Origin of the sequence: Paraburkholderia metrosideri (assembly GCF_904848625.1) — a bacterium.
GTDB classification, from domain to species: Bacteria; Pseudomonadota; Gammaproteobacteria; order Burkholderiales; family Burkholderiaceae; genus Paraburkholderia; species Paraburkholderia metrosideri.
The window spans coordinates 394,220-419,630 of the sequence record NZ_CAJHCP010000005.1 but is presented as its reverse complement, the minus strand read 5'-3'; the positions used below and the strand labels follow the sequence as shown (position 1 = coordinate 419,630).

Genomic DNA, 25,411 nt, shown 5'->3' with positions numbered 1-25,411 from the left:
CGTAAGTAACGGAAAGGCCGTGCGCGGCTTTAGCGCAGCACCAGGCCGGTTCTATCTCACCGCGCCGGCACCTTGGCACTAGCGCGCGTGTTAACAAAAGCGTAACCGGCACGCCACACAGCCTATTCAATGTGCGCTGCAAATCCCACCTGCTCTGGCGCGAACTCGTCCCGCAATGTGAGCTGCGGAATCGCGTACGCGCCGCCATTCTGCTGCCGGAAGGGTATCGGCGCAGTCGTCCACAAGTCATCCAGACGCTGCCCTAATGCATCGCGAACCTGCGCATAGTTCGTTTCGTCGATCTTGCTGGTCCGGTAGACCACGAATGGAGGCACCACGTCGAAGCCCGGGTAATAAAGAATGCCGTGCTGGATCGGGAACAATACGTCATCCATCGGACCATTGATGCCACGCGCGCTGTAGTGCGATTCCCAGCCACCTGTCGTAACGATCAGCATCGCCCGCTTGCCGGCGAACTTGCCCTCGCCATAGCGTTCGCCCCAGCGCGCGTCGGAGTGCTCGCCTACGCCGTACGCGAAGCCGTACGCATAAACCCGCTCCACCCAGCCTTTGAGAATGGCCGGCATCGAGAACCACCACATCGGAAATTGCAGGATCACTGCGTCCGCCCACATGAGCTTGTCCTGCTCGCGAGCAATGTCCTCGCTCTGCACGCCCTTTTCCAATGCATGCTTCGATTCACGGGACGGATAGAAACGCTCGGCGGAAAGTCTTTCGCGACTGTCATCTGCGTCGAGCGACGCTTTCCATTTCATCGCGTACAGATCGGATACCTGAACGACATGTCCCGCCTGTTCGAGACGCTTGACCGTAAAGTCCCTGAGGGATCCGTTCAACGATTTCGGTTCGGGATGCGCATAGACGAGAAGAACTTTCATGATCGGGCCTTGGGAGAGTGTTCGTGGGTTCGTGATTGATGAACCTACGATAGGCCCGTCTCAGGTATATTGGAAATGAATTCCCAATATGTCAGGTATTAGATTGGTTAATCTCAGAAGCCTGGACCTCAATCTGCTGGTTACGCTCGACGTGCTGCTGTCCGAGCACAACGTGACGCGCGCCGCCGAACGGCTGAACTTCTCGCAGCCATCGGTCAGCGTGCATCTGGCGAAACTTCGCGATGTATTCGACGATCCGTTGCTATTGCCGGGCCCGCGCGGCATGCGGCCCACCGCACGGGCCGAGGCGCTGCGTGAGCCGTTGCGGGAAGCGCTGCAGGCGCTCCAGCGCGCGGTTGCGCCGGCCAGTGCTTTCGACCCAGCCGTTGCGGCTCACACGTGGCGCGTCGCAGCGAGCGATTACGCCGAATCGACGATCATCCTGCCGACGCTGAACGGCCTGCGCCCGGTGGCGCCGGGCACGCGTCTCGCCGTCGTCGAGGCGGCGCCTCCCAGGATCGCCAGACAGGCGGAACAAGGCGACATCGATCTGGCGTTTCACACCAGCCACGGCGCGCCGGAAGGACTGCGCCGGCGTGTGCTGTTCGCGGAGCGCTATGTGCTGGCAGGCCGCGCCGGTCATCCACGGCTGAAGCGACGGCCCACGCTCGCGCAGTTCTGCAAGCTCGAACATGTGATCGTGTCGCCGGATGGTGGCGGCTTTGTCGGCGTCACCGACGACGTGCTCGCCAGCGCAGGGCTTGCGCGCAAGGTGGTGTTGTCCGTACCGCATTTCCTGTTCATGCTGTCCGTGCTGGCAAGCACCGACCTGGTTGGCATGCTGCCCGAGCGGCTGGTGCGCGGATCCCGCGCGCACTGCATGGTCGAGTCGCCAGTCGATGTGCCCGGTTACGAGATGGCAATGCTCTGGCATGAGCGTTCGCATCGCGATCCGGCGCATCAATGGCTGCGGGAATTCATCGTGGAGTCGGTGTGAACGGAAACGAACACGCCGCTTTTAACGGGTTGAAGATCAAGAACAGTGTCGCTGTTCGCGGACATCCGCCGCCGCATCGCTGCGAAGCGTGCCCTGAGTCGGCGGCGCATCGGCTCTTCATAGAAATGAAAGCTCACCAGACTCACCAGAACGCAGAGCAGCACCACCACCCAGCCATTCGACGGCCCGAATCCGAGCATCAGCGCCAGCAACGCGAGGGGCAAATGCGTGAGGTATAGCGAGTAACTTGCCTCGCCCAGTCGAACCAGCGGGCGCCAGCTCAACACACCCAGCACCGGCCGCTCCATCAACGCGAGACCGAGTATCAGCGAGGCAAAACACGGTGCATCGAGAAAGAAAGCGGGCGTGATGGGCCGCCATATGCTCAGCAGCACACCAGCGGCCAACGCCCCGACAACCAGCAGCGTGCCTCTGACATGCTGCGACGCGTGCCGTGCCTTTAGCCGCAGATAGACAATGCCCGCGCCAATGCCGAGCACGAATTCCGCGAGCCGGGTGAGCGGCATCGAGTAGATCATCGCGCCGCTTCGCGAGACCGGCATATACGCAAACAGAAATGCTATCCACGCACCGGTGACAAGCCATGATGCAACACAAACCCACGCGAGCCGGCCGCCTTTCATGGTCGTCAGACGGCGTAAAAGAAACGGAAACAGCAGATAGAAAAATGCCTCGCAAGACACGCTATACGAAGGCCCATTCCAGGGCTGGTTGATCGCTGAAAACGGCAACCACGCATTGAGCAACAGCAACTGGCAGATCAGACTGAGCGTCAGCGCCAGATACGCGTCGTCACGGATCGCGAACCACTTCAGCATCAGCGATGCGTGGCTGCCATGCAGCAGAAAGATCACCACAGGAACGCATAGCAGCAGCCCCAGCAGGATCGTCGGATAGATCCGTGCGATACGTGCCTCGTAAAACGGCCGCGCGCCACCGTGCGTGAGCGTGTCGCGATAGGTGAACGTGAGAATGAAGCCGGAAAGAACGAAGAACAGCGATACGGCGGAACGGCCGCCGTCGATGAAATTAATCACCGTCGCAGGCAACGGCAGCAGGCCGTTTTCCGAGTAGTGAGAGAGCACGACGGCAATTGCGGCGATGAACCGGATACTGGTCAACGCAGGAAACGCACCACCCGACTGGTTGGAATCCGCCGCCATGGAGATCGCCTCCCGAATGAGCGCAGTCGAATTTACCATTCGCAATCGGGCGACCAATATCGTGCCACGTGAATCCCGCAGCAATGGCGGGAACGCCTGGCAGATTGGCGCGATCGGGCGATGCCGGCTGACAAGCCCAGTGCCGGCGCGCCACGTTTAACGCCAGGAAATAGCGGAATGCGCGAGGCCGGACCGCTGCTTCAGGCGAGGTTCAGCCCGCATTCAGTCGGCATTCGGTTGGCATTCGGTGCGCCTCGCGTCCGCGCCGTCAGGCTTTGCCGTTGCCCGCGCCGCCAATCGCATTCAACTGATCCAGCACGTCATCGCTCAACGTCAATTCGGCTGCCTTCAGGTTTTCGTGCAGATGCCCGGTCGACGACGTGCCCGGAATCAGCAGAATGTTAGGTGCGCGATGTAACAGCCATGCGAGCGCCACCTGCATCGGCGTTGCACCGAGCGTTTGCGCAAGATCCGACAGCGCCGAAGACTGGATCGGCGTAAAGCCGCCCAACGGGAAAAACGGTACGTACGCAATGCCCTTACCCGCGAGGTCGTCGATCATTGCGTCGTCGTCGCGATGCACGAGGTTGTAGTGATTCTGCACGCAGACCACTTCCACGATGCGCCGCGCTTCGGCGATCTGGGTCGCGGTCACATTGCTCAGTCCGATGTGCTTGACGAGCCCGCGCTGCTGAAGCTCGGCCATCGCCGTGACCTGCTTTTCAATCGATCCTTCCGACGGCGTATGTATGTCGCCCATGCAGCGGATGTTGACGATTTCGATCGCGTCGAGACCGAGATTGCGCAGATTGTCATGCACGCCGCGCTCCAGATCTGCCGGCTCCAGCGCTGACAACCAAGCGCCATCGCTGCCGCGGACCGCGCCGAGTTTCGACACGATCACCAGATCGTCCGGATAGGGGTGAAGCGCTTCGCGGATCAACTGGTTGGTGACATGCGGCCCATAAAAGTCGCTGGTATCGATATGGTTCACACCCGCCGCCACCGCTGCGCGCAGCACCGCGAGAGCGGCGTCGTGGTCTTTCGGCGGACCGAACACGCCAGGCCCGGCCAGTTGCATGGCGCCGTAGCCCATGCGCCGCACCGTGCGGCCAGCCAGCTTGAACGTGAGCTGAGAAGTGAGGTTCGACATGAGGCTCTCCTTGAGAAGTGTTGAAAGACAGTATCGCCGCAATTGCACTGTTTAATAAACCGGTCTAACGTGTACGGGTTGTTTAAAAATGTGAACAGTCAACTCATCGCCATGGAACTGAACGATCTCGCAGCTTTTGTTTCGGTCGCCCGTGCGGGCGGCTTTCGCGACGCCGCACGAAGCAGCGGCGTGTCCGCGTCGAGTCTGAGCGTCGCCGTGCGCCGGCTGGAAACCCGGCTTGAATTGCGCCTGCTGAACCGCACCACGCGTAGCGTCGCGCCGACCGAGGCCGGGCAGCGGCTGCTCGACAAACTCACGCCACTCTTCGGCGAAATGGAAGCCGCGCTGGACGTTCTCAACGGCTTCCGCGACAAACCGACCGGCACGCTCAAACTGAACGTGCCGTCGAGCGCCGCGCGCATCGTATTACCGGGCGTCATCGGGCCATTCCTGAAAGCCTACCCGGATATCCGCGTCGAAGTGGTGGTTGAAGATGGTTTCGTCGACGTGCTGTCCATTGGCTGCGACGCCGGTATTCGCTACGACGAGCGGCTGGAACAGGACATGATCGCGGTGCCGATCGGGCCGCGCGTACAACGCTTCGCCACCGCGGCGGCGCCGGCCTATCTCGACCTGCACGGACGTCCCGAGCATCCACGCGAACTGCTTTCGCATGCGTGTTTGCGTGGGCAATTTGCGGGCGGTGCCACGCCCACGTGGTTTTTCGAACGCGACGGCGAAGTACTGCAACTCAATCCTTCGGGGCCGTTGATGGTACGTCCGGGCGCAGCCATCGATCTGGCGGTGAGCTGTGCGATCGCGGGCGTCGGCATCATCCATCTGTTCGAAGACATGCTGCGGCCGCATCTCGAAAGCGGCGCGCTCGAGCCGATTCTCGAACCCTGGTGGCAACCGTTTTCGGGACCGTTTCTCTACTATCCCGGACGGCGGCATTTGCCCGCGCCGCTGCGCGCATTCGTCGACTTTCTGAAAGCGCGTTGAACCTGCGTTGAGATTTAATGCCCCTGCTTGCACAACCGCGCCACGGTCCGCAGGAAAACATCCGCACCGACCGGCTTTCGCAAACAGTCATTCCAGTCCTGCCCCCGACCGTCGGGCGGCGGGACTGCGGTATGCAGAAGGACCGGCACATCGACGAGGTGCGGAGTCGATTTCAGTCGACGGCACAATTCCGCGCCGTCCATCACCGGCATCATCCAGTCCGTAATAATCAGGTCGGGAACAGCGGCGTGCATGCAGGCCACCGCCTCGGCACCGTTGCTCGCGCAGCCGACCTCATAACCCTCGTTTTCAAGAATCAGGCGCCACGCCGCCAGGATTTCCGGCTCGTCGTCCACCAACAGAATTGAGTGCATCAGGGATCGCCGGTTTAAACATTGATGTCATCTTGTAGCGCTTACGCAAGACATGTTCCACGCAACGCGATTGCGGCGATAATGACGCGGACTGTCGGCTACCGCGGCGCGTTTCCACGCCGATGCAGTGCGAACAGCCCGCTAGCGAGACCCCTAATTCATTCCAGCGCGGCGTATCTTTTTCCTGCGCAGCGCACGCAAGCTTTCCGACTCGACGCGTGTGGTGCGGTTCGACTATTGGCATGTTGTAGAAACTTCATCCCCGCGTTCCATCATGACCGACACACCCGTGAGCCCGCTGCGCAAATTCGCCGACTTCGTCCGCGCCGAGCGAATCCCCCTCACCGAGCAATGGATGGACGCCGTTGCAAGCGACCCCGATCTCGTCGAAGCGGACAAACTGACCTACCAGCAACTCGCCGATCATCTGCCGGAAATCCTGGAAGGACTCTGTGCGGCGCTCGATGTCGAAGACCTCGAACGGGTCGAATCGTCGCTCGAACGCAACGCGAGGAAGCATGGCAAGGTTCGCTGGCGGCAGGGCTACCGGATCGAGGAACTGGTGCGCGAACTCGATCTCTTTCATCAGGTGCTGGGCCACGCGCTCGAGGATTTCGCCGGCCGCGACAGCACTTTCACGCGCCGCCATGAAAGCCGCGCGCGGCGCATGGTCGCGGAAACCTTCAGCATGGTCTCGTATGTATCGATCAAGGAAGTGGTGAGCGAACGCGACCGCAAAATCGACGAATACACCGGGCAACTCGAACGCGCAAACCACGAACTGACATTGAAACAGCGGCTGGTGAGCGAGCTCTACGAGTCGCGGATGCAGATCACCCGCAGTGTCGTGCACGATCTGCGTAATTTCCTGAACGCGTTTTCCGTCGCGTTGCAACTGGTCGCACGCGCACCCGCCAAAGCCGATACCGCATTGGCGCTGGCGAACCGGCAGGCCGCCGACATGAAGCAACTCGTCGAACAGATGGTCGAATATTCAGTGATGCTCGGCGATGGCGCACCGCTCACACTGGAACAGGTCCAGACACGCGAGCTTTACGATGAACTTGTCGCGGCTTCGCGTCCGGCCATCGAGGCCAAAGGGCTGATCCTGGACGTTGGGTTCGACCCGGCGCTGTCGGCGGTGACGTCTAATCGGCTGAAGCTGAAGCAGATTGCGATCAACCTGCTGTCCAATGCGACCAAGTACACGAAGTCGGGACGAGTCGAACTCCGGTTCGCGATGGCGGGCCCGGAGCACTGGTCGATTCGCGTGTCGGATACCGGCGTAGGCATTGCGTCTGCGGATTCCGACCGCGTGTTCGACGAGTTCGAGCGCGCCGCGGGCGAAGAGATTCCCGGCACGGGCCTTGGCCTCGCGATTGTCAGGGAACTATGCCGCATGCTGAATGGACAGATTGATTTCGCGTCCCGCGAAGGTGTCGGGACCACGTTCGACATCCGTTTTCCGCTGGTTCTGGACGAGCCGAAGTGATGCAGTGACGCAGTGATGCAATGACGACCCAGGATGGAAAAACGCTTTGCCAAACCGGAACGTGCCAATGATCCAGATCCATCCTGCTCGCTTCCCTGAGCAAGTCGAAGCGGTTCGGGGCATTTTTAGAGAGTACGCGGAAAGCCTCGGCATCGATCTCAGCTTCCAGCAATTCGATGCCGAACTCGCCGATTTGCCTGGTAAATTCGCTGCGCCGCGCGGTCGGGTGCTACTCGCGTATCACACTGGGGAGTTGATTGGCTGCGTGGCTTTGCGACCCATCGACGAAACGGTCTGCGAAATGAAACGGCTTTACGTTCGGCCGTCGGGGCGTGGTCTGCAAGCCGGCAAGCAGCTGGCCACGCTGATTTGCGCGACTGCGCGGGAACTGGAATATAGCCGCATTCGGCTCGACACCCTGCCGACCATGCACGCGGCGCTTCGGCTTTATGCGTCGCTGGGGTTTGAGCCGATTCCGGCGTATGTTTTCAATCCGATCCCCGGGGCGATTTTTCTGGAATGTGATTTGACGCGCGCTCCAGTGCAGCCGGATTGAAACTGCTGGGCCTGGCGACGTCGCCGCGCGCTATCGGCAAGTTCATCGGCAAGCTCGTCGGCAAGCTCATCGGCAGGCATTCGCTCATCGCTCCGTGCTGGTCGCTGAGTCCTCGCACGACAACTCCGGACGATTTACCGCCGCGCCTCGCCAATTCGGCAAGGTCTAGCAATGCTGCGTATCGTGACGAACAGTCGCGTGAATCGTCGCCGTTCTGATTGGCCTGATTTGCGCGGAACGCGTCGGCGCTTGACGTCACAGCGGCTGTCGTCACAGCGGCTGTCGTCACAGCGGCTGTCGCCATCGCCCAACCTGTCGCGGCGACGATCGTGGCCAGCACCGCTGCTTTGCCTATTGCCCGCAAGCGTGGCAGGAGCGTATCGACCTGCAATCGATACGTCATGTGCGCATAGTGTGCATCTGGCGCACCGCGACGGAATCGCATGAACGTCATGCTGCTTTTGACTCGCATGACAACGCCGGTCACGCCCAATGCGCCGGCACCCACACACGCCCGATCCAGTGCCCCGGCACCCATACCGCCGGACGCGGAGCCGGCGCGACGTACACCGCGCGCGGTGCGACATACACGGCAGGCGGCGGCGCATACACGACCGGAGGCGCCACAACGACCGGCTTCGGCGCAACATAAACTACCGGCGGCGCTACGACCACGGGCTTCGGCGCAACATAAACCACTGGCGCAGGCACGACAACCGGCGGCGGCACATACACGACAGGCGCCGCCACGACAACCGGCTTCGGCGCCACCACGACCGCCGTCCCACCCGTTGCGACGACGCCGCCCGTCACTACCGTTGCGCCCGACGTCACCGTATTGCCATGCGTGCCGGTGACGCTCGTCGACGTCGTCACGACGCCCGGCGCGACACGCGTGGCCGTACCGGAATGATTGACCGTGCCGCCGTCCGAGCCCGTCACGGTGCCCGAGCGTGAGCACGTAGAACCCGCGCAATTCGTCGATGCCGAATGATCGACCGTGTTGCCGTTTGAACCCGTCACCGATCCCGACGACGAATACTGGCCGGGTGCGGTTCTCGTCACATCGCCCGAGCTAGTGGCGGTTTTACCATCCGGCCCAGTCATTGAGCCGGTATGCGAGCAGGTGCCGCCAGCGCAGTTGGTATCGCCGGAATGCTGGACCGAGTTGCCGTAGCGCCCTGTCGCCGTCCCCGAGTTCGAGAACTGGCCCGGTGCATTGCGCGTCACCGTGCCAGTGTTGCTCGCGAAGCCGCCGTAAGGGCCGGCCACGCCACCCGCATGCGAACAGCTACCGCCGCCGCATGAGCCGTAACGCGCGCCGTTGTAGGTGCCGCGCGACGTGTAGGCCGTGCCGTGTTGCGACCACGCGAACGCCGATGCACTGCCGAGCGCGAGCACGGCGACCGTGGCGCTCAAGACGAGCTTGCGAAGTACTCGGCCGCGCGTGGCCGTAAGCGTGGTGGACGAAGCGATACAGGCGGCGTTGGCCGGGATGAAGAGTGAACGGTTTTTCACGGTATGTCCTTCGAGGATTCGGGCCACTTGTGTCACTGCTGCGTGGCGACGAACGGACTATAGAAGGACGTGTCCGGTAAATCATCAACGAAGATATGTCGCCTTGTGTCATCACGAAGAAGCCGCGTGGGACAAGGCTTTCCGGGCGATTTAAAGGCGCGGCGACATAATTCGACATAGATTGCCGCGCCCGTTTTCGGCACCGGCGAACTCAGAATGGTCCGCGGCTCGCCAGGTGCGCGTACTGGTCTTTCAGCTTCGCAATGCGCTGATGGTACAAGGCAAGCAAACACGATTTACTTTCGCCGCACGCGTGCCTGGACGTTAGCCACGTCTGCTGTTCGTCCTGCATATCGCCGCGCGTGCCCATCGCGACCAGACCCGTCATCATCTGGTAACGCACGGACATCTCGACATCCAGTTCGCTGAGTTGCCGCGATGCGCATACGGCTTTTTCATCCGGCAAGCGGGCCCGGTTGCAATCGAAGCTCGCGGCGAAAGCCGCTCCGGAAGTCAACGCGGCGATCATGCACAGCGTCGATCGTAAGCGTTGCTGAATGCGCTGGTGACGGTCTGTATTCATCGGTTATCCATATTGAATAGTGACGGGAGTCTGTTGCAAAAGCATGTGGGTGCCAACCGCACGAATCGGCACATTTTTATTGACAAGCAATGCGACAAAACGGCACACTCGATTTCATGTTGACGCACACCTCCATCGCCGTAGCGATTAATCACCCGAAGCGAGCCATCACCGGCTGGCCATTGGGAGTATGTGCGCGTTAGCAGTCTGAATCTGCAAACCAAACCCCCAAGGCCCCGCCGGTAACGGAAGGGGCCTTTTGTTTGGTGGTGCCGCCTTCCTCTACCGGCTCGATGACGGAGAGCAAGAAGATGGATCAGGCAAGCCCCCAATGCATGGATGACGACTCAAGTCTCGTCGCGTATCAACACGACGAGCGTCTGCCGAAAATCGTCGTGCATTTTTCCGTGATGCCAGGCGTCACGCTCACCTGGTGTATCGAAGCAGATAGCACGCTCGCGGTTCAGGGCGCGCGCATCTGGCTCACGCGCATCAGTTCCCCTTACGATCACTGGCTCGTGCCCGGCGCGGAGATTCGACTGCAGCGCGGAGAACGCGTGTGGCTCAGCACCGACGCCGATCAGGTAGCGCGCGTGTCGCTGACGAGCCAACTGCGCATGCGACGTGGGTGGCCTGGACGCTGGCTGGCTAAGCTCGCGGGGGTGGGGCTCGGTGCGCCCACGCCGCGCTAGTGGCGATCGTCGCCCGCATGCGCAACGCTCAGTGCGCGGCGGGCGTGACCTGCACCGCCGCCGCCGACACGAACACTGCATGAATCGTGTCGCCCACCTTCACTGTCGACAAATCGACCGCAGGTCCCGCCTCCAGCGTTTGCGTCTGATACACGCCGCGCAACGTGACGAGGCGCTTCTTGCGATCGATCGTCTGCACGGTAGCCAGCACCTCGGTCTGCCCCGCCGATTCGAAGCCGTCCGAAGCCGGCGTGGTCACCCGTTTGTCGACACGCTTGCGAATGTCCTTGTCTGCGCCGACGACTTTCTCGGCTTTCACGAGCAACGCATTTTTGTAAAGCACGTCGACCCGGTCGCCTACTTTTAGCTGATCGAAACCGGCAAGCTGCTGGCTCACGAGGACGACCACTGCATTACCGTCTGGTCCCTTGAGCGTCAGCGTTCGGCTGCCCGGATCGATGGCGGCGATCTCCGCGCTCAGATGAACCGGCTGAACCGCGTCGATCACGCTTTGCGCGGTACTGGCCATCGAGTCTTGCGCCCACGCCGGCTGAACGGCGGTGATTACTGCGGCCACTGCGACGATCAACGCTGCCCCTGTCGACGCTGCCTTCATCTGCGCTCTCCTTGAGAAGTTATCCAGGCCGGCGTGATGGCGCCTTGAAACCTCAGGTAGCCGCTTCATCACGCCGGGACTGCCTGCATCATCGGGACGACCTTGTCAGATGGTAGGGTGCAAAACATGTTCCTGCTGTCAGAACGCTACGATTGGACAGCCCAAACAAAAACAGCCCCACCGCTTTCGCGATGGGGCTGTTCATGATGCGCGCTCTACTAACGTGACGCTGGACCCCGCGCCGCGGTCAAACTCACGCTAAAGCATTACACGCGTTCGATTGCAATGGCGATGCCCTGGCCGACGCCGATACACATCGTGCACAGCGCAAAACGGCCTTGCGTACGATGCAACTGATACATCGCGGTCGTCACCAGACGCGCGCCGCTCATGCCAAGCGGGTGGCCCAGCGCAATCGCGCCGCCGTTCGGATTCACGCGAGCGTCGTCATCGGCAACGCCAAGCGCGCGCAGCACCGCAAGACCTTGCGAAGCGAATGCCTCGTTCAGTTCGATCACGTCGAATTGATCGATGGTCATGTTCAGACGTTGCAGCAGCTTCTGCGTGGCGGGTGCCGGGCCAATGCCCATCACGCGCGGCGCGACGCCGGCCGTAGCGATACCCAGCACACGGGCGCGCGGCGTGAGGCCGAAGCGCTTCGCGGTGGCTTCGTTGGCCAGCAGCAGAGCCGCTGCACCATCGTTCACACCCGATGCGTTGCCTGCCGTCACCGTGCCGTCCGGACGTACGACGCCCTTGAGCTTGGCCAGCGTTTCGAGGCTGGTTTCACGCGGATGTTCGTCCTGCAGCACCGTGACCGGATCGCCCTTCTTCTGCGCGATCGTCACGCCGACGATTTCCTGCGCGAGCGTGCCGTCGCGTTGCGCGCGAGCGGCTTTCTGCTGGCTGCGCAGTGCAAATGCGTCCTGATCGGCGCGGTTGATGTTGTAGTCGGTCGCGACGTTTTCGGCGGTCTCCGGCATCGAATCGACGCCGTAGAGCTTCTTCATCAGCGGGTTGACGAAGCGCCAGCCGATCGTCGTGTCGTAGATTTCGGCCTGGCGCGCAAATGCGCTGCCTGCCTTGGGCATCACGAACGGCGCGCGGCTCATGCTTTCGACACCGCCTGCGACCATCAACGCCGCTTCGCCCGATTTGATCGCGCGTGCCGCGATGCCGAGCGCGTCCATGCCCGAACCGCACAGGCGGTTGACCGTCGAGCCCGGCACGTCTTTCGGCAAGCCGGCCAGCAGCAGCGACATGCGCGCGACATTGCGGTTGTCGTCACCGGCCTGGTTCGCGCAACCGTAGATCACGTCGTCGATCGCGCTCCAGTCGACGTCCTTATTACGCTCCATCAGCGCCTTGAGCGGCACCGCGCCCAGATCGTCGGCACGCACCGACGACAGCGCGCCTGCATAACGGCCAATGGGGGTGCGAATCGCGTCGCACAGGAATGCTTCGGTCATGTGATGTCTCCAGTTGATGTGCTGCGTGCGCTGCGCCGTGGCCGGCTGATCCATGATGGCGTGATGGCCCGGTGACGCGGGCGGGATACGCGGCGGTACGGGGCCCGCCGCACTCACGGACAAGCGACGGCACGGCAGCCGTCACGTCAGATCAGCTTAGCGCAGGATGGTAAACATTGGGTCCGAGATCGCGGCCATTTGTTCTTTACGCGAACACACGGTCATATATCGAACAATGAACCTCGATAATAGGCGTGTGCGCGAAACCATGTCAAGCGCGGGCGGGGCCGCATTAGGGAATACGTGCAGGCGGCGCGCACGTAAGCGGGCCCATTGGCGGACACGTAATACGAATGCTCAGGCGCAAGGCTCAACGAACCTCGATACCTTCATCTTCGATATAACTGCGGATCACGTCGGCAAAATTCCGCTCGCCGCTCAGTCCCAGCCGTTCTGCGCGCGACGCATCCCACTGCCCCGGCCAGCTGCCGACAATCTTCTCCACCCGCGCATCCGGCTCCCACACGATCCGGTTTGCGACCTCATTGCCGGCCACCTCGCGCAGCGCCGCGACCATTTCGTCGACGCTGACCGAGATGCCCGGCAAGTTCAACACCCGCTGATTGCCAAGCGCCGCTGCATCGAGTTCGAAACCGGCGACCAGGCTCGCGATCGCCTTGCGCGGCGACAGCAGCCACAAGCGCGTCGCACCCGCCACCGGACACACTGCCGCCTCGCCATTCAATGGCTCGCGGATAATCCCGCTCGCAAACGACGACGCCGCCGCGTTCGGCCGCCCCGGACGCACGCTGATGGTCGGCAGCCGCAACACCCGGCCGTCGGCGAAACCGCGCCGCGTGTAATCGTTGAGCAGCAACTCCGCGATCGCCTTCTGCGCGCCATATGACGATTGCGGATTCAGCGCCGTATCGTTCTGCACGACAGCCGGCAGATCTCCGCCATACACCGCGACCGAACTCGTGAACACCACACGCGGCCGATGCCCGCGTTGCCGGCACGTTTCGAGCAGCCAACGCGAAGCGTCCAGATTGATGCGCATACCGAGATCGAAATCCGCTTCGGCCTGCCCGCTGACGATTGCGGCGAGATGAAAAATGGCTTCGGTGTTGTCGTCGATCGCGTTGTCGAGCACGCTGCGTTCGGCGATATCGCCCACTTCGGTTCGCACGCGGCTGTCGCCGAAATCGTCCGCCCGCACCACGTCGAGCAGGACCAGTTCAGTCACTGGCTGCGGCGTACCCTGCGAGTCTTTCAGCGAGCCGCGCGTCAACAGTTCTCGTGCAAGGCGCTGACCGAGAAAACCCGCGCCGCCGGTAATCAGTACTTTCATGATTGGCTTTCCATCGTGGTCGTGAATTAGCGGCTGGCGCGCGTGGCATTCAGATACGGTTTCACCCAGCCAAGTCCCGCCGAGGTGCCCGCACGCGGCCAGTATTCGCAACCGACATAGCCGTCGTAGCCGAGCGAGTCGATCAGTTCCAGCAGGTACGGGTAATTCACCTCGCCCGTATCGGGTTCATGACGCTCCGGCACACCCGCGACCTGAATGTGGCCGATGCCCGCCATATCGCGTTTGAGTTTCATCGCCAGATCGCCTTCGACAATCTGGCAGTGATAGCAGTCGAACTGCACCTTCAGATTCGGCGCGCCGACCTCCGCGCAGATCGCGTGGGCGTCGTCCTGACGGGTCAGAAAATAGCCCGGCATGTCACGCGTGTTGATCGGCTCGATCACGATCGTGATGTCTTCGGCCTGCGCCGCCTGCGCGGCATAGGCGAGATTCTGCAGATACACGTCGCGATGCTGCGGACGCGACTGATCCACGCCGATCAGGCCGGCCATCACATGCAGCTTGCGATTACCGAGCACACGCGCGTAGTCGAGCGCGGTTTCGACGCCGCGCCGAAACTCGGCTTCGCGGCCCGGCAACGAAGCCATGCCGCGTTCACCACTGGCCCAGTCGCCGGGCGGCGCATTGAAAAGCGCCTGCGTCAGGTTGTTGGCATCGAGCCGTGCGCCGATCTCGCTGGCCTGGAAATCGTAGGGGAACAGATATTCGACCGCTTCGAAGCCGTCCTTCGCCGCGGCGGCGAAACGGTCGAGGAAAGCGTGCTCGTTGTACATCATCGTCAGATTGGCGGCGAAACGGGGCATGGCGACAACTCCCTGAAAACAGTTTGATCCGGCGCGAGCATCAGGCCGTTGATGCCTGTCTCTCGCGTTCGTCGAATAATCAGCCGGCTCGAGCGCACGGGCCACGTGAGCGACGCGAACCACGCCCGGCACGTGCAGCGTGCAGCGTGCAGCGTGCAGCGTGCAAGCAGAGTGCTTTGTATCGGTGCTACCAGCGCGCGCCGAACACGGCGCGCAATTCTTCAAGTGCGGCTTCATCGAGCGGCGCCGGTCTTGGATTCGTCATCAGCCACACGCGCGCGGTCTCTTCCAGTTCCTCCAGCGCATACGACGCCTGCGCGACAGAACGCTCCCACACCACGGGCCCCAAACGTTCGAGTAAAACCGCACGAACCGAATCGGCGAGGGCGGCAATCTCAGCGGCCACTTGCGGGTCGCCTGGGCGCCGGTAACGAATCAGCGGGACATGTCCTACTTTCATCACGTAGTACGGCGTGATAGGCGGCAGCACATCGTTTTCACTCCACACACCCGCTAGCGTCAGCGCCACCAGATGCGTCGAATGCGTATGGACGATGCCGCGTGCTTCGCCATTGCGCGCATAGATGCCACGATGCAACGCCAGCGTTTTCGACGGCTTTCCGCCCGACACCGCGTTGCCGTTCAAGTCGACCTTCGCGATGCCGGCAGGATCGAGCCGACCCAGGCAGGCATCGGTGGGCGTGATCAGCCAGCCGTCGTCGAGCCGCGCACTGATGTTGCCGGCGGTGCCCACCGTGTAGCCCCGCTGATAAAGACTCGCACCGCTCACGCAGATTTCCTCGCGCACACGCGCTTCGTTCGTCGTATGGACTGCGGGCGCGCTGTTCATCGGACGGCTCCGTCCAGATGACGCAGCGCCTTGTCGAAGAAATCGGTCGAACCGAAGTTGCCGGACTTCAGTGCGAGCGCGAGTGGCTCAGCACCCGTGGTCGCCGTAGCCGGCACACCGGGATCGATCTGCGCGCCGATGCGCAGCGTTCGCACGTCGAGCGCCTGGACGACAGCGCCGGACGTCTCGCCGCCCGCCACCACGAACTTGCGCACGCCGCGCTCGTGCAGACCGCGCGCAATGGCGGCCAGCGTCGACTCGACCAGATGCCCCGCTTCGTTGACCCCGAGTTCATGCTGCACGGCTTTGACTTCGTCGGGCGCGGCGGTTGCGTAGATCAGCACGGGTTCGCGCCGCTCGAGATGCGGCTGCGCAAAACTCAGCGCCTGTTCGACCACGTCTTCGCCGCGCGCCGCCGCCAGCGGATCGATACGAAACGCAGGCCGGGTTTCACGCCAGAGCGCGACCTGTGCACGGGTCGCTTTCGATGCGCTGCCCGCCAGCACGGCCGACAGGCCTTCAACGTGCGGCAACTGCGCGGCGTCGCCATGCTCGTCGAGCAAGCCGGTGCGGCGGAAATTCTCGGGCAAGCCCAATGCAATACCCGAGCCGCCGGTGATCAACGTGAGCTCAGCGCAGGCTTCGCCGAGCACATGCAGATCGGCGTCGGACACGGCGTCGGCAATCGCCATCCGCACGCCTTCGTTGCGCAATGCGCCGAACGCTTCGCGCACGGTCGAGGCGCCTTGCGCGACTGCGTCGTATCGCACGAGGCCGACTTTCGACGCGGTTTGACGTTGCAGCACGCGCACGAGATTCGCATCGTGCATCGGCGTGAGCGGATGGTTTTCCATGCCCGACTCATTGAGCAACGTATCGCCGACAAACAGATAGCCGCGAAAGATCGTGCGGCCGTTTTCGGGGAACGCAGGGCAGGCAATCGTAAAAGCGCCGGCGTGATTGCCCGACGACAACGCATCGAGCAATGCATCGGTCACGGGGCCGATATTGCCCGCATCGGTTGAATCGAAGGTCGAGCAGTATTTGAAGAAGAACTGCCGGCAGCCTTGTGCGCGTAACCAGTCGAGCGCGGCCAGCGATTGCGCAATCGCATCGCCAGCCGGAATCGTGCGCGATTTCAGTGCGACCACCAGCGCATCAGCCTCGACCCTGTCATTCGAGGCCGGTACGCCGATCGTCTGCACCGTGCGCATACCGCCGCGCACCAGCATGTTGGCGAGATCGGTCGCGCCAGTGAAATCGTCGGCGATGCAGCCGAGTAACGCGCGTTTCGTGGTGGACGTCATCCGATGCGCTCCGGCTTATTTCGCGGCCGGCACGTCGATGCCGGGGAAAATCTTGATGACCGCCGAATCGTCCTCGCCGCCATGGCCGGCCGTCGACGCCATCATGAACATCTGATGCGCAGCCGCCGACAATGGCAATGGAAATTTCGACCGGCGCGCGGTGTCGAGCACGAGCCCCAGATCCTTGACGAAAATATCGACCGCCGACAACGGCGTGTAATCGCCATTGAGAATGTGCGGCACGCGGTTTTCGAACATCCACGAATTGCCCGCACTGTTCGTGATCACCTCGTACAGCGCCTTGGGATCGACGCCTTCGCGCAGGCCGAGGGCCATCGCCTCGGCGGCGACCGCGATATGCACACCGGCCAGCAGCTGATTGATGATCTTCACTTTCGAGCCGGCGCCATGCGTGGCGCCGAGCCGGTAGACCTTGCCGGCCATGGCGATCAACACGTCCTGGCAGCCAGCATAGGCTTGCGCGGGGCCCGACGTCATCATCGTCATCTCACCGGATGCCGCGCGTGCCGCGCCGCCTGACAGCGGCGCATCGAGCATCTGCAGGCCCGCCGCTTCGATCCGCTTGCCGAGCTGGATCGCGAATTCCGGCGGGACAGTGGCGCTGGCGATCACCACGCTGCCCTTCTTCATCGCCGCCACCGCGCCCTGCTCGCCGAACAGCACGGCCTCGGTCTGCTCGGCATTCACGACGACGGTGACGACCACGTCGCATTGCGCGCCGAGTTCCGCAGGGGTCGCACAGCCCATCCCGCCTTCCGCGACAAAGGCCTGCAACACCTCTTCGCGCAGGTCGCACGCATGGACCCTGAAGCCCGCACGACGCAGCGAGCGCGCGACACCGAAACCCATTGCACCTAGACCGATGACACCGACATTTCTGGACATGTGTGACCTCTGTCAATTCGTGATGTGTTCGCCGCCGCCGAGCCTCTGCGCTCGCCGGACCTCGCCGCGGACAGCCCGTCGCCGTTAGCAGATTCCCGCTTCCGCCAGCCGGCGCGCGGCGTTGTACAGATGAGTTTGCGCCGCGTGACGCGCGGCCACTGAATCACCGGCGCGAATCGCGGCGGCAATCGCCGCATGTTCGTCGCGCACCTGACGCGAAAAGTCCTCGCGCAACGATTCGTTGCGGCGCGTGACGACCGTGCCGGCCTCCAGATATTGATTCAGAAAAGTGAGCGTTTTGAGGAAATACGGATTGCCGGTCGCCGCCGCAATCGCGCGATGGAACGCGACGTCGGCCGCGACGCCGTCGGTGCCGTCGGCCACTGCTTCGTCGATTCCGGCGAGCGCGGCCTCGATCGCCGCAATATCGGCACTGCTGCGGCATAGCGCGGCTTCGGATGCGACTTCCGCCTCGATCGCGCGGCGCAGCGCGAGAATCTGCACCACCGAGCCCGGCTCGACCGCTTCCGCGTAGTCGATTCGCAGCGGCCGGATCGCGCCGTGCGCCGCGACGAACACGCCGCTGCCCTGGCGCGGCTCGACGACACCCTCGTTTTTCAGCCGCGACACCGCCTCGCGGATCACCGTGCGGCTTACGCCGAACTGCTGCGCCAGCACCGCCTCGGTGGGCAGCTTGCCGCCGCGCTCGAAGGTACCTTTGTCGATCTGCTTGAGCAGTTGCTGCGCGACCGTGTCGCTCAACGCCTGCGCAGGAATCTTGTCGAACATCGAGGCCTCGGCTGGTCGTGTTGTCGGGTCATCATACAAATTTGAGACGAGACCGGCATCCGCGCAAACCCTGGGATTTTTACGCGAAGCTGCGTCAAGTTGGCGAAACAGAAGGCTTAAGCTATCGTCACGCCTTTGCGCAACAGCGCGTCGGGCGACCGGCGCGGCCAGCGTGCGCGCTTTCTTCGAACGCATCCTTCAAGGCCCATGAGCAAAGCCCTGCCGCCGTCTACTGTCGTTCCCGTCAGCGCCGAACCGGCTCCGGACAAACCGGGCGACTCGTATGTGCAGTCGTTCGCGCGCGGCCTCGCGGTGATCCGCGCGTTCGACGCAAAGCGCCCCGAACAGACGCTCACCGACGTCGCCGCCGCCACCGGTCTGACGCGCGCGGGCGCACGCCGCATCCTGCTGACCTTGCAAACGCTCGGCTACGTGGAAGCCGAGGGCCGCCTGTTCCGTCTGACGCCGAAGATTCTCGACCTCGGTTTCGCGTATCTGACGTCGATGCCGTTCTGGAACCTCGCCGAGCCGGTGATGGAGGGATTGTCGGCGGAGGTCCACGAAAGCTGTTCGGCAGCCGTGCTCGATCGCACCGAGATCGTGTATGTGCTGCGCGTGCCGACCCATAAGATCATGACGATCAATCTGTCGATAGGCAGCCGCTTACCGGCTTATTGCACGTCGATGGGCCGCGTGCTGCTGTCCGCGCTCGACGATGAAACGCTCGACGCCACGTTGAGTTCTGCACCGCTCTATGCGCACACGGCGCGCACGGTGACGGACAAGGACGAGTTGAAGAAGCTGATCGCGCAGGTACGCGCTCAAGGTTGGGCGATCGTCGATCAGGAACTGGAAGGCGGACTGATCTCGCTATCTGCGCCGATCCGCAATCGGCAAGGGCGCGTGATCGCAGCGATGAACATCAGTGGGAATGCGCAGCGGAATTCGGCGAAACAGATGGTGAAAGCATTCCTGGAGCCGCTGCAGAAGGCTGCGCAAACGGTCTCGGATATGGTGGCGAGACGCGGGTAAGCAGGGAGGCAGCGCGCGTTGCGCGCCTACCCCATCGCCGTCCCGTCTGGCCTATTGCCCCAGAAAACGCTCCACCAGCCGGGTCCAGAACGCGGCACCGACCGGCAGATTGCGGTCATTGAAATCGTAGTGCGGGTTGTGCACCATGCAGCCGTCCTCACCTGCGCCGTTGCCGATCCGCAGGAACGTGCCCGGCCGCTTCTGCAACATGAACGCGAAGTCTTCGCTGCCCATCAGGATGTCGGTTTGCTCGACGACCTTGTCGTCGCCGACCAGTTCGCGCGCCACCTGCACGGCGAAATCCGTTTCGGCGTCCGAGTTCACCACGACCGGATAGCCCTCGATGTACTCGACAAGCGCTTTGCCGCCATAACTCGCGGCCTGCGACTCGGCGAGTTCGGTAATGCGCTTTTTCAACAGCGCACGGACTTCCGGGCTGAACGAACGCACGCTCAGTTCCAGTTTTGCGCTGCTCGAAATCACGTTATTCGCGGTACCTGCGTGCATCGAACCGACCGTCACCACGGCCGGCTGCGACGGATCGACATTACGCGCGACGATGGTCTGCAACGCCATCACGATGCTCGCCGCGACCACGACCGGGTCGACCGTCAGATGCGGACGCGCCGCATGGCCGCCGACGCCTTCAATCGTAATAATCGCCTTGTCGCCCGCTGACATGAACGGCCCTTTGCGAAACAGCAATGTGCCAGGTTCTTCGCCCGGATGGTTGTGCACGCCGAACACGGCGTCGCACGGAAAGCGCTCGAACAGGCCGTCGGCGATCATTTTCTGAGCGCCGCTGTCAACGCCGCTTTCCTCGGCCGGCTGGAAATACAGATGCACCGTGCCCGAGAAATTGCGCGTGGCCGCGAGGCGCTGTGCGGCGCCGAGCAGCATGGTCGTGTGGCCGTCGTGACCGCACGCGTGCATTTTGCCGTGCGTACCGCTCGCGTACGGCAGCCCGGTTTGCTCGATGATCGGCAACGCGTCCATGTCGGCGCGAATGCCGATGCTGCGCTTGCCGTCGCCCACTTTCAATGTGCCTACGACCCCCGTTTGACCGACTCCACGTGTGACCTGCCAGCCCCATTGTTCGAGTTTCTCCGCGACCAGTGCAGCAGTCTGGACTTCCTCATACGCCAGTTCAGGGTGATGGTGAATGTGATGGCGAATTTCGCGCAAACTCTGTGCTGCGGGTTCGAGGTCGGACACTTCGGTCAAACGGACGGCGTCGTTCATCTTTGTTGCTCCGTGAATTCATGCCGCGGGCGAATGCGGCGAACAGCCCTGCTCTTCAGATACACCGTGACGTTTGAACAAGAAACACGGAGCGGTCGGTGCGCGGGCAGCGAAAAGCGTATTGTGTCAAAGACTGAATCGGGCGCCGACTGTTCACACCTGCATTTTTTAAGGCATTGTGTGCGGCCCGCTGTTTCGCTATGCTGGTTCTGACCAACTCCGGGAGCGGACACATGGAAGTGAGCACAGATGCGCTTGTTGACATGCTGCGAGAAGTTGAAGCCGAAGATCCGATCGACTATGCGGACCTTCCATTCGGCGAGCAGGAACTGCGGCGGCTGGTTATGACCTCTCTCGTCGAGCGCCACCACCAGGTCGAAGCCGGCAACATGTCGGTATCCGAGATTCACGCGTTGTATTTGCTGAGCACCGCCAAGCTCGTGCTCGAGAACATGGTGCTGCACGCGAGATTGCTTTTACTTCAGGGTCAACGTGTCGATGTGCAGGCGCTTCTCGCGCCGTTCACCCTTAAAGGTAAATCGTAGGCGGGTTGCCAATCGCTAACGGCGCGCGGGTGTTTCGCCCGTTGGGATAGTTCGCGGCGTAGCGCGCAGGACTCACGTGAGCCCGGGATGGATTAACTGCAATCAAGTCGATGCCAGCGGGATTCACGTCCGACTGGCATCGAGTAACACGGGTTGGCTTGCGTAGGTTTATACGGCCAATTCGACCGGCGCTACCGGTGCTGCGGGTGCTGCGGGTACATCAGAAGTTGCAGCAACGGTGTCGACTGCCGCTGTCTCGGCGGGCGCAACTTTCTTGACTGCTTTCGGCTTGGCCGGCGCAGCCACAGGTTTCTTCTCTGCGATCTTCTCGCTGGCAGCGGGAGACTTCGCGACAACGGCTTTCTTTACAGCGTCGGTCTTTTTAGCCACCGGCGCTTTCGTGACTGCGGCTTTCGGTTCATCAGCCTTTGCAACCGGCGCAGCGGCTTGCGTGGTCACGTCCTTCTTGACGGCAGCTTTCGGCTTAGCCGTTTTCGTAACCGGCGCAGCGGCTTTCGTGGTCACGGCTTTCGTGACGGCTGCTTTCGGCTTAGCTGTCTTCGCAACCGGAGCAGCGGCTTTCGTGGTCACAGCTTTCGTGACGGCTGCCTTCGGCTTATTCGTCTTCGCAACCGGCGCAGCGGCTTTCGTGGTCACGGCTTTCGTGACGGCTGCTTTCGGCTTAGCTGTCTTCGCAACCGGAGCAGCGGCTTTCGTGGTCACGGCTTTCGTGACGACTGCCTTCGGCTTATTCGTCTTCGCAACCGGCGCAGCGGCTTTCGTGGTCACGGCTTTCGTGACGGCTGCTTTCGGCTTATTCGTCTTCGCAACCGGCGCAGCGGCTTTCGTGGTCACGGCTTTCGTGACGACTGCCTTCGGCTTATTCGTCTTCGCGACCGGCGCAGCGTTTTGCGCGCCATCAATCAGAAACTTGTTGCGGTCTTTGGCGCCGGCAATCCACAGCGGCGCGCGGCCGCGACCGCTCCACGTCGCGCCCGATTTCGGGTCGCGGTATTTAGCAGCCCGCTCACCTTCAGGCTGAGCCTTGCGAACCACCACTGCGTTAGCGGAAGCCTTCTTCGCTACCGCCGTGTTAGCTTTACTTTTTGCCTTACCGACCGCCGCCTGATTCGAAGCGACTACCGCGCCCGCATCAGCGCCGATCAGAAACTTGCTGCGGTCTTTTGCACGGGCAATCCAGGCCGGCGCGCGACCGCGACCCGTCCACGTTGCACCGGATTTCGGATCTTGATACTTTGCCGCGACCTCGCCAACCGACGTCTTCGACGCGTTGACTGCGGAGCTAACGGTGGCGGTTTTCGCCGCGCGCTTCGTCTTTGCCTCGGCTTCAATATCTTTTGTCGTCAGTCCATGCTTGAGCATGAGACCGCGAATCTTGTCGACGACTACCTGCGCATTCTTTGTCGCCAATGCCTCGGCTTGCGCTTTAAGCTTATCCATCTTTGCCTGAATTTGTTCCAGTGTTGCCATGTAGACTCCCTTTATAAATGGTATTGCGGTGCGCACTATGCCACGCGCATTAAATTAACGCCATGAGGATATAGACGTGGGAAGCTTACGAAGTAAAACCTCCGCTGGATCGGCCACAAAACCACGTGCCGATTCCATCGATTGAATGAACGGAATAGACAGGCTTCATCGTTGCCGCCTGGTTAAAGAGCGACTCCGAATGGGTCGGCTAGCGCAGCACCGATCGGTGTCACAACGCCTTCAGCACGGATTCAATCTGCAACCCGAACCGGTTCGTTGATTGATAGACGACCACCGCCCTCACATCGGTCCAATCTTGCGCACCGAGCACATCGCAATATCGGATGTCGCGGTCCAACATCGGCTCGTGCGGAATCAGAAACAGGCGGCAACCCTTTCCTGAAGTTCGCTCTACCAGCCGCACCGGTTGGTCGGACACGAACCTGCTCCCAGGGAGTCGCGTGCCTCGGAGCGGTCTGCGCATAGCGCCCGACGACCGCCGTCGTGCTGGCAATCAACCGTATTGCCGCCGCAATTTCCGTGAGCCACACACCGGCATTCGCACGCACGGGTCCGCTTTATTTTTCGCACAAAAAAATATCAGGAGCACCAGTGTCAGCACGGCGAAAATCGCCATCGCCGCCATTGCCATTGCCCGGCTGTCGACGAGGTCCACCGGACTTGCAGTAAAGTGTTCACTTTCGGGTGGGTAATCAGCGCAGACCCGCTCGAAAAAACAGTGTCGAATTACGTCCATATTGAATCGTCCGCCGTCGCCCATATGTTATGGGCTCGCTTAACCGCAGCGAGCAAGCCGAAAGACATGATGAAACCTGAATTTAGCGAGCGCGAAAGTGCGCGGCCCGACCTGCTCTGTTTCCTCGTCGCGATTGCAGCGGCGTCGTACGCGTTGACCAACGAATGGCGGGTGGACCATGTAGTTCAATGCTGCCGTCAGTGGCTGCAGAAAAATCGCCTGCAGATGGACTGGCTGGACAGGGTTCGCATTGGCCAGCTTGCGCTGAAAATTGCCAGCAAGGATTTGCTGGAGGCGGGTGTCGCGGTTCGGCTGTCGAGTGTGAACGCGCTGTTCACCAGCGAGATGGAACTCAATGAAGCAAGCACCATGGTTCAGCGGATGATGGCGCTCTGCCACGACGCGCTTTAATCGCGAGAAGGCGGAGGTGTAGCCCCCTCAGCGTTAGAAACCCGTGATCAGGTTGAAGAGAACACGACCGCCGCAACACCCTCTATGTGCGTAAAGCTGCGAAAAAAACGGTACGTTTTACCTTCGATGTCAATCAGATTGTTTCCTGCTTCAGTCACGTTGAGGATTTCGTTAGCCAGCGACGCAGCGATCGTTCCGCGCTGCTTCAATTCCTCGCGCGGACCCGCCGCGTCACCGACATATAGTGTGGCAGTGTCGCTTGAATGACGCATCACGATGAGGCTGGCGCCTGCATCGAGCGACAACTCAAGATACTCGGCCAACACCTGCAGCGCCTCGAGTCTCGGCCCCTGCAGATTAGTAGTCGCCCCGGATGCGTTTGTCATGTCTTTCTCCGTCGCGTTGAATAACCGTCCGTCAATAGTTTATCTGACAGCAATGTCTCCACTATATGCGGACCAAATATAAAAAGCAGAAAACGTAGGATTCACACGACGGACCTCGACGAGCATTATCGTTTCAGTGTCGGCGAGCAACAGTTGCACGATAAACGCAAACGTTGACGAAGCACGCGACCGGCTCACACCTGATAACGGAAACTGTCATGGCAAACGAATACTGCATGTTCAAGGGAACGCTCGGGCTCGGCGTGCCGTTTTTCCGGCAATATCACGGCAGCCCACACTACGTGATCGTGCTGGAGAATTCGCCAGGCGAGAATTTCATGCTGGTCGTCAACGCTGCATCCGACACACGAACGCAGCAGAACGACAACCGGGTCCTTTCTCTCGTTTCGACCATATTCGAGCATCCCATGCTGCCCGTATTGCAGCAGCTGCCCGCCGGTCTGCATACCGCCGGCTTTCCTCGCCTCGATTACTGGCAGGACAAGAAACTCGTCGACGTCACGAGGATGCGCCCCATTCCGTACGACTCGACGAATGGCGATCAGAACGACATCAACGACCTGATCGACGACGCGCTAACCATCGACCGCACCCAACCATCACAAGACTTCCCGTACAAGCCATCGGACAGCGATGTGGAAACGCGCCAGGCATGGAAACCGGCCAGTGGCGATGAGATTACCGTCTACGGGTTTGGATTTCTTTTTGAACCGGAAAAGGACGGAATGCACGAGTTGCATATGAATCAGGGCAATCCGCCGACGCACGACCGCAATGACCATTCGAAAGAAAATGGCACCTTCCACGACGGCGCGGTGATCGTGCAAAGCGGCACGCAGTTCTCCGCCATCTTCACCGCGTTTCAGACTCAACTTCTCCCCACCGGAACCGACGGCTACCCGGAAAAAAACGCAAAGCCGATTCTTTCGCTGACGACCCATTCGTAGCGCTTGCTGCAATCGCA

28 protein-coding genes are annotated in these 25,411 nt (G+C 61.6%); 10 read left to right on the top strand and 18 right to left on the bottom strand.

Going from position 1 to position 25,411, the window contains the following annotated elements; all coding sequences use genetic code 11:
- Positions 1-122: 122 nt before the first annotated feature.
- Positions 123-899, bottom strand: a complete 777-nt coding sequence (locus tag LMG28727_RS13040; RefSeq protein ID WP_201642727.1) for an NAD(P)H-dependent oxidoreductase — start codon at positions 897-899, stop codon at positions 123-125.
- Positions 900-987: 88 nt separating this feature from the next.
- On the opposite strand from LMG28727_RS13040, the gene LMG28727_RS13035 reads away from it, so the two are divergent.
- Positions 988-1,896, top strand: coding sequence for a LysR family transcriptional regulator (locus LMG28727_RS13035; protein ID WP_201642726.1), 909 nt, complete (start codon positions 988-990; stop codon positions 1,894-1,896).
- On the opposite strand, the gene LMG28727_RS13030 is transcribed toward LMG28727_RS13035, so the two are convergent.
- On the bottom strand, positions 1,860-3,080 hold the full coding sequence (locus LMG28727_RS13030) for an acyltransferase family protein (protein WP_236591810.1): 1,221 nt from the start codon (positions 3,078-3,080) through the stop codon (positions 1,860-1,862). The two genes, LMG28727_RS13035 and LMG28727_RS13030, sit on opposite strands and share 37 nt — an antisense overlap.
- 268 nt (positions 3,081-3,348) lie before the next feature.
- On the bottom strand, positions 3,349-4,233 hold the full coding sequence (locus LMG28727_RS13025) for an aldo/keto reductase family oxidoreductase (RefSeq protein ID WP_201642724.1): 885 nt from the start codon (positions 4,231-4,233) through the stop codon (positions 3,349-3,351).
- A gap of 111 nt (positions 4,234-4,344) precedes the next feature.
- On the opposite strand from LMG28727_RS13025, the gene LMG28727_RS13020 reads away from it, so the two are divergent.
- Entirely contained in the window at positions 4,345-5,235 is an 891-nt protein-coding gene (locus LMG28727_RS13020) for a LysR family transcriptional regulator (RefSeq protein WP_201642889.1), read from the top strand.
- 14 nt (positions 5,236-5,249) lie between these two features.
- On the opposite strand, the gene LMG28727_RS13015 is transcribed toward LMG28727_RS13020, so the two are convergent.
- The gene (locus LMG28727_RS13015; RefSeq protein WP_201642723.1) at positions 5,250-5,609 is read right to left on the bottom strand and encodes a response regulator; all 360 of its coding nucleotides are present in this window, start codon (positions 5,607-5,609) and stop codon (positions 5,250-5,252) included.
- A gap of 274 nt (positions 5,610-5,883) precedes the next feature.
- Between LMG28727_RS13015 and LMG28727_RS13010 the strand changes: the two genes are divergently transcribed.
- From LMG28727_RS13010 to LMG28727_RS13000, 3 genes are all read left to right on the top strand, one after another.
- A complete protein-coding gene (locus LMG28727_RS13010) occupies positions 5,884-7,101 on the top strand; it encodes a sensor histidine kinase (protein WP_201642722.1) in 1,218 nt (405 codons plus the stop codon).
- Between the two features lie 67 nt (positions 7,102-7,168).
- The gene (locus tag LMG28727_RS13005) at positions 7,169-7,657 is read left to right on the top strand and encodes a GNAT family N-acetyltransferase (protein ID WP_201642721.1); all 489 of its coding nucleotides are present in this window, start codon (positions 7,169-7,171) and stop codon (positions 7,655-7,657) included.
- The gene (locus tag LMG28727_RS13000; RefSeq protein WP_201642720.1) at positions 7,654-7,875 is read left to right on the top strand and encodes a hypothetical protein; all 222 of its coding nucleotides are present in this window, start codon (positions 7,654-7,656) and stop codon (positions 7,873-7,875) included. Before LMG28727_RS13005 ends, LMG28727_RS13000 begins: the two co-directional genes overlap by 4 nt.
- Before the next feature lie 265 nt (positions 7,876-8,140).
- On the opposite strand, the gene LMG28727_RS12995 is transcribed toward LMG28727_RS13000, so the two are convergent.
- Both LMG28727_RS12995 and LMG28727_RS12990 read right to left on the bottom strand, forming a co-directional pair.
- Positions 8,141-9,175 (bottom strand): hypothetical protein, encoded by a 1,035-nt coding sequence (locus LMG28727_RS12995; RefSeq protein WP_201642719.1) that lies wholly within the window; start codon positions 9,173-9,175, stop codon positions 8,141-8,143.
- Between the two features lie 211 nt (positions 9,176-9,386).
- Positions 9,387-9,758, bottom strand: a complete 372-nt coding sequence (locus tag LMG28727_RS12990) for a lysozyme inhibitor LprI family protein (RefSeq protein WP_201642718.1) — start codon at positions 9,756-9,758, stop codon at positions 9,387-9,389.
- Between the two features lie 311 nt (positions 9,759-10,069).
- Here LMG28727_RS12990 and LMG28727_RS12985 point away from each other — a divergent pair, with 311 nt between their 5' ends.
- Positions 10,070-10,450, top strand: a complete 381-nt coding sequence (locus tag LMG28727_RS12985; protein WP_201642717.1) for a DUF2917 domain-containing protein — start codon at positions 10,070-10,072, stop codon at positions 10,448-10,450.
- A gap of 28 nt (positions 10,451-10,478) precedes the next feature.
- Here LMG28727_RS12985 and LMG28727_RS12980 read toward each other — a convergent pair whose 3' ends face one another.
- The 8 genes from LMG28727_RS12980 to LMG28727_RS12945 all read right to left on the bottom strand — a co-directional run bounded on the left by LMG28727_RS12980 (position 10,479) and on the right by LMG28727_RS12945 (position 18,562).
- On the bottom strand, positions 10,479-11,066 hold the full coding sequence (locus LMG28727_RS12980) for a hypothetical protein (protein WP_201642716.1): 588 nt from the start codon (positions 11,064-11,066) through the stop codon (positions 10,479-10,481).
- Between the two features lie 266 nt (positions 11,067-11,332).
- On the bottom strand, positions 11,333-12,535 hold the full coding sequence (gene pcaF, locus LMG28727_RS12975; RefSeq protein WP_201642715.1) for a 3-oxoadipyl-CoA thiolase: 1,203 nt from the start codon (positions 12,533-12,535) through the stop codon (positions 11,333-11,335).
- 370 nt (positions 12,536-12,905) lie between these two features.
- Positions 12,906-13,886: a D-erythronate dehydrogenase gene (gene denD / locus LMG28727_RS12970; protein ID WP_201642714.1), complete on the bottom strand. Its 981-nt coding sequence runs from the start codon at positions 13,884-13,886 to the stop codon at positions 12,906-12,908.
- Between the two features lie 26 nt (positions 13,887-13,912).
- Entirely contained in the window at positions 13,913-14,710 is a 798-nt protein-coding gene (otnI, locus tag LMG28727_RS12965; RefSeq protein ID WP_201642713.1) for a 2-oxo-tetronate isomerase, read from the bottom strand.
- A gap of 187 nt (positions 14,711-14,897) precedes the next feature.
- Positions 14,898-15,560 (bottom strand): 3-oxo-tetronate 4-phosphate decarboxylase, encoded by a 663-nt coding sequence (gene otnC, locus LMG28727_RS12960; protein ID WP_201642712.1) that lies wholly within the window; start codon positions 15,558-15,560, stop codon positions 14,898-14,900.
- Entirely contained in the window at positions 15,557-16,867 is a 1,311-nt protein-coding gene (otnK, locus tag LMG28727_RS12955; protein WP_201642711.1) for a 3-oxo-tetronate kinase, read from the bottom strand. Before otnK ends, otnC begins: the two co-directional genes overlap by 4 nt.
- A 15-nt stretch (positions 16,868-16,882) precedes the next feature.
- Complete coding sequence (gene ltnD / locus LMG28727_RS12950; RefSeq protein ID WP_201642710.1) at positions 16,883-17,773, bottom strand: L-threonate dehydrogenase; 891 nt, start codon at positions 17,771-17,773, stop codon at positions 16,883-16,885.
- 84 nt (positions 17,774-17,857) lie between these two features.
- Positions 17,858-18,562: a FadR/GntR family transcriptional regulator gene (locus LMG28727_RS12945; RefSeq protein WP_201642709.1), complete on the bottom strand. Its 705-nt coding sequence runs from the start codon at positions 18,560-18,562 to the stop codon at positions 17,858-17,860.
- A 207-nt stretch (positions 18,563-18,769) separates the two neighbouring features.
- Between LMG28727_RS12945 and LMG28727_RS12940 the strand changes: the two genes are divergently transcribed.
- Entirely contained in the window at positions 18,770-19,594 is an 825-nt protein-coding gene (locus tag LMG28727_RS12940) for an IclR family transcriptional regulator (RefSeq protein ID WP_201642708.1), read from the top strand.
- Between the two features lie 51 nt (positions 19,595-19,645).
- On the opposite strand, the gene LMG28727_RS12935 is transcribed toward LMG28727_RS12940, so the two are convergent.
- Positions 19,646-20,836, bottom strand: a complete 1,191-nt coding sequence (locus tag LMG28727_RS12935; protein WP_201642707.1) for a M20 aminoacylase family protein — start codon at positions 20,834-20,836, stop codon at positions 19,646-19,648.
- Between the two features lie 233 nt (positions 20,837-21,069).
- On the opposite strand from LMG28727_RS12935, the gene LMG28727_RS12930 reads away from it, so the two are divergent.
- The gene (locus LMG28727_RS12930; RefSeq protein WP_201642706.1) at positions 21,070-21,381 is read left to right on the top strand and encodes a hypothetical protein; all 312 of its coding nucleotides are present in this window, start codon (positions 21,070-21,072) and stop codon (positions 21,379-21,381) included.
- Between the two features lie 168 nt (positions 21,382-21,549).
- Here LMG28727_RS12930 and LMG28727_RS34645 read toward each other — a convergent pair whose 3' ends face one another.
- Together LMG28727_RS34645 and LMG28727_RS12920 are read right to left on the bottom strand one after the other, a co-directional pair.
- Positions 21,550-22,872, bottom strand: coding sequence for an H-NS histone family protein (locus tag LMG28727_RS34645; protein ID WP_201642705.1), 1,323 nt, complete (start codon positions 22,870-22,872; stop codon positions 21,550-21,552).
- A gap of 229 nt (positions 22,873-23,101) precedes the next feature.
- Positions 23,102-23,311 (bottom strand): hypothetical protein, encoded by a 210-nt coding sequence (locus LMG28727_RS12920; RefSeq protein WP_201642704.1) that lies wholly within the window; start codon positions 23,309-23,311, stop codon positions 23,102-23,104.
- Between the two features lie 384 nt (positions 23,312-23,695).
- Here LMG28727_RS12920 and LMG28727_RS12915 point away from each other — a divergent pair, with 384 nt between their 5' ends.
- Complete coding sequence (locus tag LMG28727_RS12915; protein WP_201642888.1) at positions 23,696-24,040, top strand: hypothetical protein; 345 nt, start codon at positions 23,696-23,698, stop codon at positions 24,038-24,040.
- Positions 24,041-24,087: 47 nt separating this feature from the next.
- On the opposite strand, the gene LMG28727_RS12910 is transcribed toward LMG28727_RS12915, so the two are convergent.
- Positions 24,088-24,426 carry a hypothetical protein gene (locus LMG28727_RS12910; RefSeq protein WP_201642703.1) on the bottom strand — a complete coding sequence of 113 codons (339 nt, stop codon included), beginning with the start codon at positions 24,424-24,426 and terminating at the stop codon, positions 24,088-24,090.
- Between the two features lie 218 nt (positions 24,427-24,644).
- Here LMG28727_RS12910 and LMG28727_RS12905 point away from each other — a divergent pair, with 218 nt between their 5' ends.
- Complete coding sequence (locus LMG28727_RS12905) at positions 24,645-25,394, top strand: DUF2278 family protein (protein ID WP_201642702.1); 750 nt, start codon at positions 24,645-24,647, stop codon at positions 25,392-25,394.
- Positions 25,395-25,411 lie beyond the last annotated feature (17 nt).